18 protein-coding genes are annotated in these 13,047 nt (G+C 69.4%); 2 read left to right on the top strand and 16 right to left on the bottom strand.

Annotation, left to right across the window (positions count from 1 at the left end):
- Positions 1 to 5 precede the first annotated feature (5 nt).
- The 16 genes from rpsQ to BLU82_RS00635 form a co-directional block, all read right to left on the bottom strand.
- Positions 6 to 323, bottom strand: coding sequence for a 30S ribosomal protein S17 (gene rpsQ, locus BLU82_RS35420; protein ID WP_074946514.1), 318 nt, complete (start codon positions 321 to 323; stop codon positions 6 to 8).
- Positions 320 to 730 (bottom strand): 50S ribosomal protein L29, encoded by a 411-nt coding sequence (gene rpmC, locus BLU82_RS36210; protein WP_092614291.1) that lies wholly within the window; start codon positions 728 to 730, stop codon positions 320 to 322. Before rpmC ends, rpsQ begins: the two co-directional genes overlap by 4 nt.
- Entirely contained in the window at positions 730 to 1,149 is a 420-nt protein-coding gene (gene rplP, locus BLU82_RS00700) for a 50S ribosomal protein L16 (protein WP_092614288.1), read from the bottom strand. Before rplP ends, rpmC begins: the two co-directional genes overlap by 1 nt.
- A gap of 4 nt (positions 1,150 to 1,153) precedes the next feature.
- On the bottom strand, positions 1,154 to 2,011 hold the full coding sequence (gene rpsC, locus BLU82_RS00695; protein ID WP_092614285.1) for a 30S ribosomal protein S3: 858 nt from the start codon (positions 2,009 to 2,011) through the stop codon (positions 1,154 to 1,156).
- Positions 2,011 to 2,376: a 50S ribosomal protein L22 gene (rplV, locus tag BLU82_RS00690; protein ID WP_069110677.1), complete on the bottom strand. Its 366-nt coding sequence runs from the start codon at positions 2,374 to 2,376 to the stop codon at positions 2,011 to 2,013. The genes rpsC and rplV overlap by 1 nt, the downstream gene beginning before the upstream one ends.
- A 30-nt stretch (positions 2,377 to 2,406) precedes the next feature.
- Complete coding sequence (rpsS, locus tag BLU82_RS00685; protein WP_046772620.1) at positions 2,407 to 2,688, bottom strand: 30S ribosomal protein S19; 282 nt, start codon at positions 2,686 to 2,688, stop codon at positions 2,407 to 2,409.
- 17 nt (positions 2,689 to 2,705) lie between these two features.
- The gene (rplB, locus tag BLU82_RS00680; protein ID WP_069110678.1) at positions 2,706 to 3,542 is read right to left on the bottom strand and encodes a 50S ribosomal protein L2; all 837 of its coding nucleotides are present in this window, start codon (positions 3,540 to 3,542) and stop codon (positions 2,706 to 2,708) included.
- 35 nt (positions 3,543 to 3,577) lie between these two features.
- The gene (gene rplW, locus BLU82_RS00675; RefSeq protein WP_069110679.1) at positions 3,578 to 3,883 is read right to left on the bottom strand and encodes a 50S ribosomal protein L23; all 306 of its coding nucleotides are present in this window, start codon (positions 3,881 to 3,883) and stop codon (positions 3,578 to 3,580) included.
- Positions 3,880 to 4,530, bottom strand: a complete 651-nt coding sequence (gene rplD / locus BLU82_RS00670; RefSeq protein WP_092614282.1) for a 50S ribosomal protein L4 — start codon at positions 4,528 to 4,530, stop codon at positions 3,880 to 3,882. The genes rplW and rplD overlap by 4 nt, the downstream gene beginning before the upstream one ends.
- Positions 4,527 to 5,201 (bottom strand): 50S ribosomal protein L3, encoded by a 675-nt coding sequence (rplC, locus tag BLU82_RS00665; protein ID WP_092614278.1) that lies wholly within the window; start codon positions 5,199 to 5,201, stop codon positions 4,527 to 4,529. Before rplC ends, rplD begins: the two co-directional genes overlap by 4 nt.
- Positions 5,202 to 5,214: 13 nt before the next feature.
- Positions 5,215 to 5,523, bottom strand: a complete 309-nt coding sequence (gene rpsJ, locus BLU82_RS00660) for a 30S ribosomal protein S10 (RefSeq protein WP_026877498.1) — start codon at positions 5,521 to 5,523, stop codon at positions 5,215 to 5,217.
- A 325-nt stretch (positions 5,524 to 5,848) separates the two neighbouring features.
- Complete coding sequence (gene tuf, locus BLU82_RS00655; RefSeq protein ID WP_092614275.1) at positions 5,849 to 7,045, bottom strand: elongation factor Tu; 1,197 nt, start codon at positions 7,043 to 7,045, stop codon at positions 5,849 to 5,851.
- Positions 7,046 to 7,163: 118 nt separating this feature from the next.
- Positions 7,164 to 9,269 carry an elongation factor G gene (fusA, locus tag BLU82_RS00650; RefSeq protein WP_092614272.1) on the bottom strand — a complete coding sequence of 702 codons (2,106 nt, stop codon included), beginning with the start codon at positions 9,267 to 9,269 and terminating at the stop codon, positions 7,164 to 7,166.
- 51 nt (positions 9,270 to 9,320) lie between these two features.
- Entirely contained in the window at positions 9,321 to 9,791 is a 471-nt protein-coding gene (gene rpsG / locus BLU82_RS00645; protein ID WP_092614269.1) for a 30S ribosomal protein S7, read from the bottom strand.
- Positions 9,791 to 10,165: a 30S ribosomal protein S12 gene (gene rpsL / locus BLU82_RS00640; protein WP_026877502.1), complete on the bottom strand. Its 375-nt coding sequence runs from the start codon at positions 10,163 to 10,165 to the stop codon at positions 9,791 to 9,793. Before rpsL ends, rpsG begins: the two co-directional genes overlap by 1 nt.
- A 559-nt stretch (positions 10,166 to 10,724) precedes the next feature.
- A complete protein-coding gene (locus BLU82_RS00635) occupies positions 10,725 to 11,483 on the bottom strand; it encodes a hypothetical protein (RefSeq protein ID WP_092614266.1) in 759 nt (252 codons plus the stop codon).
- A 188-nt stretch (positions 11,484 to 11,671) separates the two neighbouring features.
- Between BLU82_RS00635 and BLU82_RS00630 the strand changes: the two genes are divergently transcribed.
- Positions 11,672 to 12,919 (top strand): ADP-ribosyltransferase domain-containing protein, encoded by a 1,248-nt coding sequence (locus BLU82_RS00630; protein ID WP_092614263.1) that lies wholly within the window; start codon positions 11,672 to 11,674, stop codon positions 12,917 to 12,919.
- Positions 12,886 to 13,044, top strand: coding sequence for a hypothetical protein (locus BLU82_RS33890; protein ID WP_157740446.1), 159 nt, complete (start codon positions 12,886 to 12,888; stop codon positions 13,042 to 13,044). The genes BLU82_RS00630 and BLU82_RS33890 overlap by 34 nt, the downstream gene beginning before the upstream one ends.
- Positions 13,045 to 13,047 lie beyond the last annotated feature (3 nt).

Raw genomic sequence — 13,047 nt, 5'->3', positions numbered from 1 at the left:
CGCTCCTACTTCGCCTTCTCGAGGATCTCCACGACGCGCCAGCGCTTCGTGGCCGACAGCGGACGGGTCTCCATGAGCAGGACGCGGTCGCCGATGCCGGCGGTGTTCTGCTCGTCGTGGGCCTTCAGCTTGCTCGACCGACGGACGACCTTGCCGTAGAGCGGGTGCTTGAAGCGGTCCTCGACGGTGACGACGACGGTCTTGTCCATCTTGTCGCTGACCACCACGCCCTGGCGGGTCTTGCGGTAGCCACGGCCGCCCGGCGCGTTCCCAGCGGTCTTCGGGCTCTCGGTCACGTTCTCTTCCTTGTTCGCGGGGCTCACTCGGCACCGTCCTCAGCAGCGGCCTTCTTGGTCGTCCGCTTGCGCGGCGCGGCCTTCTTCGGCGCCTCGGCGGCGTCGTCGGCCTCGACTTCGGCCTTGGCGGCGGCCTTCTTGGCCGGCGCCTTCTTCGGCTCGGCCTTGGCCTCCGCCTTCTCGGCCTTCTTCGACTCGACCGGCGCCGACACGACGGCGACGATGCCGAGCTCGCGCTCGCGCATGATGGTGTAGATGCGCGCGATGTCGCGACGGACGGCCTTCAGCCGGCCGTGGCTCTCGAGCTGACCGGTGGCACCCTGGAAGCGCAGGTTGAACAGCGACTCCTTGGCCTTCTGCAGCTCCTCGACCAGCTCGTCGTCAGACCGCTCGCGCAGCGACACGGCGTCGAGGTCCTTCGAACCGATCGCCATCAGAACTCACCTGCCTCGCGCTTCACGATGCGCGCCTTCATCGGGAGCTTGTGGATCGCGCGCGTGAGCGCCTCGCGAGCCACGGTCTCGTTCGGGTACGAGAGCTCGAACATGACCCGGCCCGGCTTCACGTTGGCGATCCACCACTCCGGCGAACCCTTACCGGAACCCATGCGGGTCTCGGCCGGCTTCTTCGTCAGCGGGCGGTCCGGGTAGATGTTGATCCACACCTTGCCGCCACGGCGGATGTGCCGCGTGATGGCGATACGAGCGGCCTCGATCTGGCGGTTGGTCACGTAGTGGCCCTCGACCGCCTGGATGCCGTACTCGCCGAAGGCCAGCGACGTGCCGCCCTTGGCCATGCCGCGGCGCTTCGGGTGGTGCTGCTTGCGGTGCTTGACCTTGCGAGGGATCAGCATGGTGTCAGCCCTCCTGGCCCGTCGTGGTCGCCGCGGCGTCGGCGGCCGGCGCCTCGGGCGCGGTCGCGGGGGCCTCGGCGGCCTGCGTGGCGGGAGCGTTGTCGCCGCGGTCGCCACGGCCACCCGGCCGGCGACGCTCCGGACGGCCACGGCCGCCACCGCCGCCGCGCGACTGCTGAGCACGGGCCTGCGCGGCCTGCTCAGCGGCGCGCTCGGCGCGGGAGCCGCTGACGTCACCCTTGTAGATCCACACCTTCACGCCGATGCGGCCGAAGGTGGTGCGGGCCTCGTAGAAGCCGTAGTCGACGTCGGCGCGCAGCGTGTGCAGCGGGACGCGACCCTCGCGGTAGAACTCCGAGCGGCTCATCTCGGCGCCGCCGAGACGACCCGAGCACTGGATGCGGACGCCCTTGGCACCGGCGCGCATGGTGGTCTGCAGCGCCTTGCGCATCGCGCGGCGGAACGCCACACGAGCCGACAGCTGCTCGGCCACACCCTGCGCGACCAGCTGAGCGTCGATCTCGGGCTGCTTGACCTCGAGGACGTTCATCTGGACCTGCTTGCCGGTGAGCTTCTCGAGCTCCGAACGCAGGCGGTCCGCGCCCACGCCGCGGCGGCCGATGACGATGCCCGGCCGGGCGGTGTGGATGTCGACGCGCACGCGGTCACGCGTCCGCTCGATGTCGACGTGCGAGATGCCGGCGCGCTCCATGCCGTCGGTCATCAGCTTGCGGATGGCGACGTCCTCGGCGATGTAGTCACGGTAGCGCTGACCCTGGGTCGTGCTGTCGGCGAACCACCGGCTCTTGTGATCGGTGGAAACGCCCAGCCGGAACCCGTGCGGGTTGATCTTCTGACCCACTAGCGGGCCCCTCCCTTCGCTGCAGCGATCGACGCCTTGTCATCGACGATCACCGTGATGTGGCACGTCCGCTTGTTGATGCGGCTCGCGCGGCCATGGGCGCGCGGGCGGAACCGCTTCATGGTCGGGCCGTCATCGACGTACGCCTGCGCGATGACCAGCGTCTCGCGCGGCGTGCCCGCGAGGTCGTCGGCGTTCGCGATGGCGCTCTCGAGCACCTTGCGCACCGGCTCGGCGGCCGCCTGCGGTGCGAACCGCAGCAACGCCGAGGCCTCGTCCGCGTCCATACCACGGATCAGGTCCACCACACGGCGCGCCTTCATGGGCGTGACGCGGACGAACCGCGCTTGAGCCCTGGCTTCCATCGTTACTCCTCAGTCATTCCGTGGTGGACGTCACCGGCGCCGGGCGCGGCGGTCGTCCTTCTCGTGGCCCTTGAACGTGCGCGTCGGTGCGAACTCGCCGAGCTTGTGCCCGACCATCGCCTCCGTCACGAACACCGGGACGTGCTTGCGGCCGTCGTGCACCGCGATGGTGTGGCCGATCATGTCCGGCACGATCATCGAGCGACGGGACCAGGTCTTGATGACGTTCTTCGTGCCCTTCTCGTTCTGAGCATCGACCTTCTTGGCCAGGTGCTCGTCGACGAAGGGGCCCTTCTTCAGGCTGCGCGGCATCTGTTCCTACTCCCGACTCAGCGCTTCTTGCCGGTCTTGCGACGGCGGACGATCTGACGGTCGCTGGGCTTGTTCTTCCGGCGGGTGCGCCCCTCGGGACGACCGTTCGGGTTGACCGGGTGACGACCACCGGACGTCTTGCCCTCACCACCACCGTGCGGGTGGTCGACCGGGTTCATGGCGACACCACGGACCGTCGGGCGCTTGCCCTTCCAGCGCATGCGGCCGGCCTTGCCCCAGTTGATGTTCGACTGCTCGGCGTTGCCGACCTCGCCGACGGTGGCGCGGCAGCGCACGTCGACGTTGCGGATCTCGCCGGACGGCATGCGCAGCTGCGCCCAGGTGCCTTCCTTGGCGACCAGCTGGACACCGACACCGGCGGAGCGGGCGATCTTCGCGCCGCCACCGGGCCGCAGCTCGATGGCGTGCACGACCGTACCGACCGGGATGTTGCGCAGCGGCAGGTTGTTGCCGGGCTTGATGTCGGCGCCGGGGCCGGCCTCGACGGTGGCGCCCTGCGCCAGGCGGTACGGCGCCAGGATGTAGCGCTTCTCGCCGTCGGCGTAGTGCAGCAGCGCGATGCGCGACGTGCGGTTGGGGTCGTACTCGATGTGCGCGACCTTCGCCGGCACGCCGTCCTTGTCGGCCCGGCGGAAGTCGATGACCCGGTACTGGCGCTTGTGGCCGCCACCCTGGTGCCGCGTCGTGATCTTGCCGGAGTTGTTACGGCCGCCCTTCTTGGGCAGCGGCCGCACCAGCGACTTCTCGGGCGTGGACCGGGTGACCTCGACGAAGTCGGCGACGCTGGAGCCGCGTCGGCCCGGCGTCGTCGGCTTGTACTTTCGGATTCCCATTCGTCGTTACCTCAGTAGCTCGTGTCCTGGCCGGCTCAGCCGACCGGGCCGGAGAAGATGTCGATGCGCTGGCCTTCGGCGACCGTCACGATCGCGCGCTTGGTGTCGGGGCGCTTGCCCACACCGAAGCGGGTGCGACGGCGCTTGCCCTGGCGGTTCTGGGTGTTGACACCGGTGACCTTGACGTTGAACACCTTCTCGACCGCGATCTTGATCTCGGTCTTGTTCGCGTCGGGCGCGACCACGAAGGTGTACTTGTTCTCGTCGAGAAGGCTGTAGCTCTTCTCGGACACGACCGGCACGATGAGGATGTCGCGCGGGTCCCTGCGGTTGACGGTCACTTGGTGCCCTCCTCAGCGGCCTGCTCCCCGCCGCCCAGGAACGCGTCGAGCGCGCCCTTGGTGAAGACGATGTCGTCGGCGCAGAGCACGTCGTACGTGTTCAGCTGGTCGGCCACGAGCAGGTGCACCTGCGGCGCGTTGCGCAGGCTCTTCACCGTCAGCTCGTCGCCCCGCTCGACCACGACCAGGACGCTGCGCCGCTCGGTGAGCGACTGCAGAGCCTTCAGGGCGGCCTTCGTGCTGGGGGCGTCGCCGTCGACGAAGCCGGTGACCACGTGCACACGGCCGTGGCTCGCCCGGTCGGACAGCGCGCCGCGCAGCGCCGCGGCCTTCATCTTCTTCGGCGTCCGCTGCGAGTAGTCGCGCGGCTGCGGGCCGTGGACGATGCCACCGCCGGTGAACTGCGGCGCGCGGATCGAGCCCTGACGGGCGCGGCCGGTGCCCTTCTGGCGGTACGGCTTGGCGCCGCCGCCGGACACCTCGGCGCGGGTCTTGGTGGCGTGCGTGCCCTGACGGGCCGCGGCCAGCTGGGCCACCACGACCTGGTGGATCAGCGGAACGTTGACCTGGACCTCGAAGACCTCGGCCGGGAGGTCGACCGTGCCGGACTTCTTGCCGGCGGCGTCGAGAACCGTGACGGTGCTCACTGGGTCACTCCCTTCGCGGCCGTGCGGACGAAGACCAGACCGCCGTTGGGGCCCGGGACGGCGCCCTTGAGGAGCAGCAGCCCCTGCTCGGCGTCGACGGCCTGGACCGCGATGTTCTGGGTGGTCATGCGCTCGGCGCCCATGCGGCCGGCCATCTTCATTCCCTTGAAGACGCGACCCGGCGTGGCGCAGCCGCCGATGGAGCCCGGCGAGCGGTGCTTGCGCTGCACACCGTGCGAGGCGCGCAGACCGTGGAAGCCGTGGCGCTTCATGACGCCGGCGAAGCCCTTGCCCTTCGTGGTGCCCGTGACGTCGACCTCCTGGCCGGCCTCGAACACCTCGACCGTGACCTCCTGACCGAGCGTGTACTCGGAGGCGTCAGCGGTGCGCAGCTCGGCGACGTGACGGCGCGGCGTGACGCCGGCCTTGTCGAAGTGGCCCTGGGCCGGCTTCGTGACCTTGCGCGGGTTCGGCGCACCGAAGCCGAGCTGGACCGCGTCGTAGCCGTCCTTGTCGGGCGTGCGGACCTGCGTGACGACGCACGGCCCGGCCTTGATCACGGTGACCGGCACGATGCGGTTGTTCTCGTCCCACACCTGGGTCATGCCGAGCTTCTCGCCCAGCAGGCCCTTGCGCACCGTGGTGGCGGCCTCGGAAGACTGAATACTCATCGTCGGCGGTCCCTCAGAGCTTGATCTCGATGTCGACGCCGGCCGGCAGGTCGAGACGCATGAGCGAGTCGACGGTCTTCGGCGTCGGGTCGATGATGTCGATGAGCCGCTTGTGCGTACGCATCTCGAAGTGCTCGCGGCTGTCCTTGTACTTGTGCGGCGATCGGATGACGCAGTACACGTTCTTCTCGGTAGGCAGCGGCACCGGGCCTGCGACCTGCGCACCCGTGCGCGTCACCGTGTCGACGATCTTCCGCGCCGACGTGTCGATGACCTCGTGGTCATAGGCCTTGAGCCGGATGCGGATCTTCTGTCCCGCCATGGCTGCTTGTCGTCCTCACTCTTCGTACTGCTAAGACCCGATCTGAACCAACACTGAGCTGCTGCTCCGCCGACCCCCGCGGTCGGGCGTGTCGCGCCCCGCGGCACATAACGGCCACGACGAACACGCTGGTCATCGGGGGTTTGACGGCCGGACAGCCACACCGGAACGGCGCGGCTCCAGCCCCATCGGAGTTCTTCGTCACAAGCGCACAGCGCTGACGTCGCCCTCCGCCGAGCAACCTGAACAGTATGCCAGATCAGATTGGCTGAGGCCAATCGCGGTACGAGGGGCGGCCGAGACGGCCGCCCCTCGCAATGTCGAACTACTTGAGGATCTTGGTGACGTTGCCGGCACCAACGGTCCGGCCACCCTCGCGGATGGCGAACTTCAGGCCCTCTTCCATGGCCACCGGCTGGATCAGCACGACGGACATGCTCGTGTTGTCGCCCGGCATGACCATCTCGGTGCCCTCGGGCAGCGTGACGACGCCGGTGACGTCCGTGGTCCGGAAGTAGAACTGCGGACGGTAGTTGTTGAAGAACGGCGTGTGCCGGCCACCCTCGTCCTTGGACAGGATGTAGACCTGCGCCTCGAAGTCGGTGTGCGGCGTGTTGCTGCCGGGCTTCACGGCGACCATGCCGCGCTCGACGTCCTCGCGCTTGGTGCCGCGCAGGAGCAGGCCGACGTTCTCGCCGGCGCGCGCCTCGTCGAGGGTCTTGCGGAACATCTCGACGGCGGTGACCGTGGTCTTCTGGGCCGGGCCCGGACGGATGCCGACGAGCTCGACCTCCTCGTTGGCCTTCAGCACACCGCGCTCGACGCGGCCGGTGACGACCGTGCCACGACCGGTGATGGTGAAGACGTCCTCGATCGGCATCAGGAACGGCTTCTCGATGTCGCGCACCGGGTCCGGCACGTTCTCGTCGACGGCCTCCATGAGGTCCTCGACCGACTTGACCCACTCGGCGTCGCCCTCGAGCGCCTTCAGCGCCGAGACCTTGATGACCGGGACGTCGTCGCCGGGGAACTCGTACTCGGAGAGCAGCTCGCGGACCTCGAGCTCGACGAGCTCCAGGATCTCCTCGTCGTCGACCATGTCGGCCTTGTTCAGCGCGACCAGGATGTACGGCACGCCGACCTGACGGGCCAGCAGCACGTGCTCCTTGGTCTGCGGCATCGGGCCGTCGGTGGCCGCGACCACGAGGATCGCGCCGTCCATCTGCGCCGCGCCGGTGATCATGTTCTTGATGTAGTCGGCGTGACCCGGAGCGTCGACGTGCGCGTAGTGACGCTTCTCGGTCTGGTACTCGACGTGCGCGATGTTGATCGTGATACCGCGCTGCTTCTCCTCCGGCGCCTTGTCGATGTCGTCGAACGGAGTGGCCTCGTTCAGCTCCGGGTACTTCTCGTGCAGCACCTTGGTGATGGCAGCCGTGAGCGTGGTCTTGCCGTGGTCGACGTGACCGATCGTGCCGATGTTGACGTGCGGCTTGTTCCGCTCGAACTTCGCCTTAGCCACTGTGTGGTCCTCCTGTGGACTTCGTACGTTGCCGATCCCCCGCCGGTGCGGTGTGTTCGGCTGTTGTTTCTCGGTCGGGATTGCTCGTTACTTCGGGCCGGGTGAAGACCCGGAGAGATTACTCTCCCCGGACCTTCTTGATGATCTCTTCCGCCACGTTCCGGGGAACCTCGGCGTAGGAGTCGAACTGCATCGAATAGCTGGCCCGGCCCTGGGTCTTGCTGCGGAGGTCACCGACGTAGCCGAACATCTCCGACAGCGGGACCAGCGCCTTGACGATGCGCTGGCCAGCACGCTCCTCCATGGCCTGAATCTGGCCACGGCGGGAGTTGAGGTCACCGATGACCTCGCCCATGTAGTCCTCGGGCGTGGACACCTCGACCTCGAACATCGGCTCGAGCAGCACCGGGTCGGCGCGCCGAGCAGCTTCCTTGAACGCCATGGAACCGGCGATCTTGAACGCCAACTCCGAGGAGTCGACGTCGTGGTAGGCGCCGTCCTGCAGCGTCACCTTCACGTCGACCAGCGGGTAGCCGGCGACGACACCGAACTCCATCGCCTCCTGCGCGCCCGCGTCGACCGACGGGATGTACTCCCGCGGGATGCGACCACCGGTGACGGCGTTGACGAACTCGTAACCGCCGTCGCCCTCGCCGCCCGTGGGCTCGATGTCGATGATGACGCGGGCGAACTGGCCGGACCCACCGGTCTGCTTCTTGTGGGTGTACTCGATCTTCTCCACCTTGCGGCGGATGGTCTCGCGGTAGGCGACCTGCGGCTTACCGACGTTGGCCTCGACCTTGAACTCGCGCTTCATGCGGTCGACCAGGACCTCGAGGTGCAGCTCACCCATGCCGGAGATGATCGTCTGGCCGGTGTCCTCGTCGGTGCGGACCTGGAACGTCGGGTCCTCGTCGGCGAGGCGCTGGATGGCGGTGCCCAGCTTCTCCTGGTCGCTCTTGGTCTTCGGCTCGATGGCCACCGAGATGACCGGCGCCGGGAACTTCATCGACTCGAGAATGACCGGCTTCGAGGAGTCGGAGAGGGTGTCACCGGTGGTGGTGTTCTTCAGGCCCATCACGGCGACGATCTGGCCGGCGCTGGCCTTCTCGATCTCCTCACGCTTGTTCGCGTGCATCCGGTAGATCTTGCCGATGCGCTCCCTGTTGCCCTTGGTGCTGTTGAGCACCTGGGTACCGGCGGTCAGCGTGCCCGAGTAGACCCGGACGAACGTGAGCTTGCCGAGGTGGGGGTCGGCCATGATCTTGAACGCCAGCGACGACAGCGGCGCGTCCTCGCTGGGCTCGCGCGTGACGATCTCGTCCTCGTTGTCGACCGCGTGCCCCTCGACCGCGCCGACGTCGATCGGCGACGGCAGGTAGCGCACGACGGCGTCGAGCATGGGCTGCACGCCCTTGTTCTTGAACGCCGAGCCGGTGAGCACCGGGGTCAGGTTGCCGGCGATGGTGGCGCGGCGGATGGCGGCGATCAGCTCGTCGCGGTCCGGCTCCTTGCCCTCGAGGTAGTGCTCCATCATCGCCTCGTCGTTCTCGGCGATGGTCTCGAGGAGGCGGTCGCGCCACTCCTGAGCGGCCTCGATGTGGGTGTCGGGGATGTCGACGGTGTCGTACATCTCGCCCAGCGGGGTCTCGGCCGACCAGAGCATGGCCTTCATGTCGACGAGGTCGACGAGGCCGCGGAAGTCCGCCTCGGCGCCGATCGGGAGCTGCAGCACCAGCGGGGTGGCCTTGAGCCGCGACACGATCATGTCGACGACTCGGTGGAACTCCGCGCCCGTGCGGTCGAGCTTGTTCACGAAGCAGATGCGCGGGACACCGTACTTGTTGGCCTGATGCCAGACGGTCTCCGACTGCGGCTCGACGCCGGCGACGCCGTCGAACACGGCCACCGCGCCGTCGAGGACGCGCAGCGACCGCTCGACCTCGACGGTGAAGTCGACGTGGCCGGGCGTGTCGATGATGTTGATGGTGTGGTCGTCCCACTCACAGGTCGTCGCGGCCGACGTGATCGTGATGCCGCGTTCCTGCTCCTGCTCCATCCAGTCCATGGTGGCTGCGCCATCGTGGACCTCACCGATCTTGTAGTTGATCCCGGTGTAGTACAGGATCCGCTCAGTGGTGGTGGTCTTGCCGGCGTCGATGTGGGCCATGATGCCGATGTTGCGGACCCTGGCCAGATCGAGCTTGCGGAGGTCGGTCGCCATGTGCGTGCGTTCGCTTCCTGATATGCGGTCTCGTCGACTCGGCGCCAGCGACTACCAGCGGTAGTGCGCGAAGGCCTTGTTCGACTCGGCCATCTTGTGGGTGTCCTCGCGACGCTTCACACTGGCGCCGAGGCCGTTGGAGGCGTCGAGGATCTCGTTCATCAGACGCTCCGTCATGGTCTTCTCACGACGGGCGCGGGAGTAGCTGACCAGCCAGCGCAGCGCCAGCGTGGTGCTGCGGCCGGCGCGCACCTCGATGGGCACCTGGTAGGTCGCGCCACCGACGCGGCGGCTGCGGACCTCGAGGGTCGGCTTGACGTTGTCGAGCGCGCGCTTGAGCGTGACGACGGGGTCGGTGCCGGTCTTCTCGCGGCAGCCCTCGAGGGCGCCGTGCACGATGCCCTCGGCGATGGACTTCTTGCCGTCCTCGAGCACCTTGTTGACCAGCTGAGTGACCAGCGGCGACCCGTAGACGGGGTCGACCACGACAGGCCGCTTGGGGGCAGGACCCTTGCGGGGCATCAGCTCTTCTCCTTCTTCGCGCCGTAGCGGCTGCGCGCCTGCTTGCGGTTCTTGACGCCCTGGGTGTCGAGCGAACCGCGGATGATCTTGTACCGGACACCCGGGAGGTCCTTCACACGGCCACCGCGCACGAGCACCATGGAGTGCTCCTGCAGGTTGTGACCGACACCGGGGATGTACGCGGTGACCTCGATCTGGCTGGTCAGCTTGACACGGGCGACCTTCCGAAGCGCCGAGTTCGGCTTCTTCGGCGTCGTGGTGTACACGCGCGTGCACACGCCGCGACGCTGCGGGCTGCCCTTGAGCGCCGGGGTCTTGTTCTTGGCGACCTTGTCCTGGCGGCCCTTGCGGACCAACTGCTGGATCGTAGGCACTACGTCTCCGTGTCCTCTGCTCGTCGAACTGCCTCGACTGGTCTGGTTTCCGGGGATCACACCGGTCGCTCGCCTGGCGTCTGCGCAGGTGGAAGGCGCCTCACGGCGACCCCCGCGGTCGGGCGTGTCGGCCCGGTCCCACGCCGCACGATCAGGCTCCCGATCGAGGTGGTCCGTTGATCTGTCCGGTATGCGCCGACACCGCGGCCGGGCGCGCCGGATTGCCCGGAGCAGTCCAGGCACGAAGACTGAGGTTACCCGGTCGAGGGTGCCCAGGTCAAAGTGATGCCGCGGCTCGACGGGAAGACGTCTACCGACGATAACGCACTGGTCTCGCCCGCGTCACGGCCCCACGCCGGAGCGGCCGGTTGATGGCGCCCCACCTTCGACGTCCGCGTTCGCGAGTGGTCATGGCCCGGTGCGGTGGCGCCTCCGCCTCCCGGGCCGGTGTGCCTCGGTTCATGGGCGGCGCGACGACCACCACCTTAGCGGTGCCGCCCACCGCCCGGCCGCCGGGTCCGCCGTCGAGGTCCCAGCAGCGTCGGCGGGCAGGGCACCGTCAGCAGCGATAGCCGCCGTCGGCGAGGCCGGCCTCGCGTTCGAGCGGATGCTCGCACGGCTTTCGCGGATCGTGCCTGATGACGTACTCCCAGATGAACCGCCCGTAGCCGTACCGCGCCCACTGCTCGGAGTGCACCCGTTCGTGCCGCAGCAGCCGGGCGAGGCTGGGCGCGCCGGACCCGGGCGGGCGCCGGCCCGACTCGATGGCCGTGCGCAGCACGTCGGCGGGGTCGTCGAACGAGCCGTTGACGACGTAGATCTCGCCCCACGTGGTGCCGCCGCGGGCGGAGAACCAGTCGACCGGGTTGGGGACGGCGCGCAGGGCACGGCGACCGGCCGCCGTCATCATCGTCCCCTCGGGCGTCGCGACCAGGGCGCCGCGCTTCACCGCGGTGCCGGCGTCGCCGCGGTTGAGGCCGAACAGCCCGGTGTAGGACCAGCGGTTGCGGCGGCGGCGTGGCTCGCTGCGGCTCGGCCGCCCGCCGTTGAGCAGTTCGGTGAGCCGGGCCAGTTCGCCCGCCCGCCGCGCGTCGTCGATGAGGACGTACGGGCGGTCGTCGGGGCCGCGCCAGACGGTGCGGCCGGCCAGCGGGGCGAACGTCGCCGCCGTCACATGTTCGTCGCGCGCGATGTCGACGACCTCGGGCGGGGTGTGGCCGGCCGCGAGGGTCCAGCGGATCCACTCGCGGTACCAGTCGTCCCCCTCGCCGTCGAGCAACCCGGCGTCGCGGAGCAGGGCGACGGTCGGCTCGGTCATCGGCTGCTCCTTCTGACGACGACGTGGATTCTGACGGCGGCGTGGACATGGCCCGCCCGGCTGGGAGGGAGTCCCACCCTACGGGCGGGCACCGACACCCGGCGGCGTTGAACCGCGTTCCGAGGCAGAACGAGATCGATCTCGGGGACGCTGTCACATTCGGGGTCCGCGAACGACCCATAGGAAGTGTGGTCCTCTCGTCCTCCGCGCGACCCGTCCGGTCCGCCGCCCGCCGGTTGGCGCAGCTGCCCGGCGCGGTTCACGACGCCACCGGCGTGCTCGCCGCGGCGGTGCTCTCGCACGTCCGCGTCGTCGAGCGGCGGGCCGGGCCGGCGCTGTCACCGTCCGAGCAGCACGCGCTCCGCGACGCCGCCGCGGCCATGCGACAGGCGCTCGCGGCCGCCACCGAGGCGCTGACACTGGCCGCCCATTCCGCGGCCGACGAGGCCGGCGAGCTACTGCGCCCCGTGCCCGCGCCGACGGCCACACCGGCTCCGGTCCCGGCCCAGGTGGCGGCTCCGGCAACGACGCCGACGACCGCCTCGACGCCGACGGCCGCACCCGCGCCGGCCCAGGTGACGGCCCGCGCCCCAGCAACGGCCCCGGCCACAGTCACGACGCCGACGCAGGTGACGACTCGCGCCCCGGTCCCGGCCCAGGCCACGGCACCGACTCCAGCGACGACGCCGGCCACGGCCCCGATCCGGGCATCCACCCCGGCCACGACCCCCGTCCCGGCACCGGCCACCGACCCGGCAACGGCGCGCGCAACGACCTCGGCTGCCGCATCGGCACGGGCAACAACGCCGGCAGCGGCCCCGGCAACCACCCAAGCCACGAACCCCGTCCCGGCACCGGCCACAACGCCGGCCACCGACCCGGCAGCGGCCCCGGCACCGGCGCCGGAGTGGCAGGCGCTCGAGCGGCTGACGTCCGCGCAACGCCGCGCTCTGCACTACTACACGACCGTCGAAGGGGCCGGCGAGCTGAACGCTTACCTCCGCCACCACACCGACGTTCCGAAGAAACGGCGGGCGGCGTTGTGGCAGTTGGTCGACGACGCGGTGGCGGGGGTGGCGGCGCTGCCCCGGTTCACGGGCCTCGCCTACCGCGGCACGTCGCTGCCGGCGGCGCAGTTGCGGCGATGGCGGCCGGGCGTCGTCGTGGCGGATCGGGGGTTCGCCAGTGCGTCGGCCAGCCGGTCGGTGGCCGACGCGTTCCGGGGCGGCGGCAACGCGTTCATCACCGTCGTCGGGCACAGCGGCGCCGACATCCGGGCGCTGTCGTCGTTCCCGCACGAGGCCGAGGTGCTGTACCCGCCCGGCACGCGGTTCCGCGTCGTCGACCGGTCGTGGGACCATCGGCGCGAGTGCTGGAGCTTCCTGATCGAGGAGGTCACGTCATGCGCTTCGACCGCACCGTCTACGACCAGTTGAGCGACGCCGAGAAGGCCGCCTACGCCCGGGCGGCGGCCCGGGACGACGAGGACGACCAAGCGCTCGACGGCATCGCGCCGGAGAAGGCCGCCGGCCACGACGGCTTCGAGATCGTCGAGGAATGACGA

Source organism: Jiangella sp. DSM 45060, from assembly GCF_900105175.1.
Taxonomy (GTDB): Bacteria; Actinomycetota; Actinomycetes; order Jiangellales; family Jiangellaceae; genus Jiangella.
This window is presented reverse-complemented; position numbering and strand designations above follow the sequence as displayed.

What these genes read in the sequence shown, in the direction of transcription:
- rpmC (WP_092614291.1), bottom strand. Translation starts at nt 730, where the DNA reads ATGGCGATCGGTTCGAAGGACCTCGACGCCGTGTCGCTGCGCGAGCGG.
- rplP (WP_092614288.1), bottom strand. Translation starts at nt 1,149, where the DNA reads ATGCTGATCCCTCGCAAGGTCAAGCACCGCAAGCAGCACCACCCGAAG.
- rplV (WP_069110677.1), bottom strand. Translation starts at nt 2,376, where the DNA reads ATGGAAGCCAGGGCTCAAGCGCGGTTCGTCCGCGTCACGCCCATGAAG.
- rpsS (WP_046772620.1), bottom strand. Translation starts at nt 2,688, where the DNA reads ATGCCGCGCAGCCTGAAGAAGGGCCCCTTCGTCGACGAGCACCTGGCC.
- rplB (WP_069110678.1), bottom strand. Translation starts at nt 3,542, where the DNA reads ATGGGAATCCGAAAGTACAAGCCGACGACGCCGGGCCGACGCGGCTCC.
- rplC (WP_092614278.1), bottom strand. Translation starts at nt 5,201, where the DNA reads ATGAGTATTCAGTCTTCCGAGGCCGCCACCACGGTGCGCAAGGGCCTG.
- rpsJ (WP_026877498.1), bottom strand. Translation starts at nt 5,523, where the DNA reads ATGGCGGGACAGAAGATCCGCATCCGGCTCAAGGCCTATGACCACGAG.
- fusA (WP_092614272.1), bottom strand. Translation starts at nt 9,269, where the DNA reads ATGGCGACCGACCTCCGCAAGCTCGATCTGGCCAGGGTCCGCAACATC.
- rpsG (WP_092614269.1), bottom strand. Translation starts at nt 9,791, where the DNA reads ATGCCCCGCAAGGGTCCTGCCCCCAAGCGGCCTGTCGTGGTCGACCCC.
- BLU82_RS00635 (WP_092614266.1), bottom strand. Translation starts at nt 11,483, where the DNA reads ATGACCGAGCCGACCGTCGCCCTGCTCCGCGACGCCGGGTTGCTCGAC.
- BLU82_RS33890 (WP_157740446.1), top strand. Translation starts at nt 12,886, where the DNA reads ATGCGCTTCGACCGCACCGTCTACGACCAGTTGAGCGACGCCGAGAAG.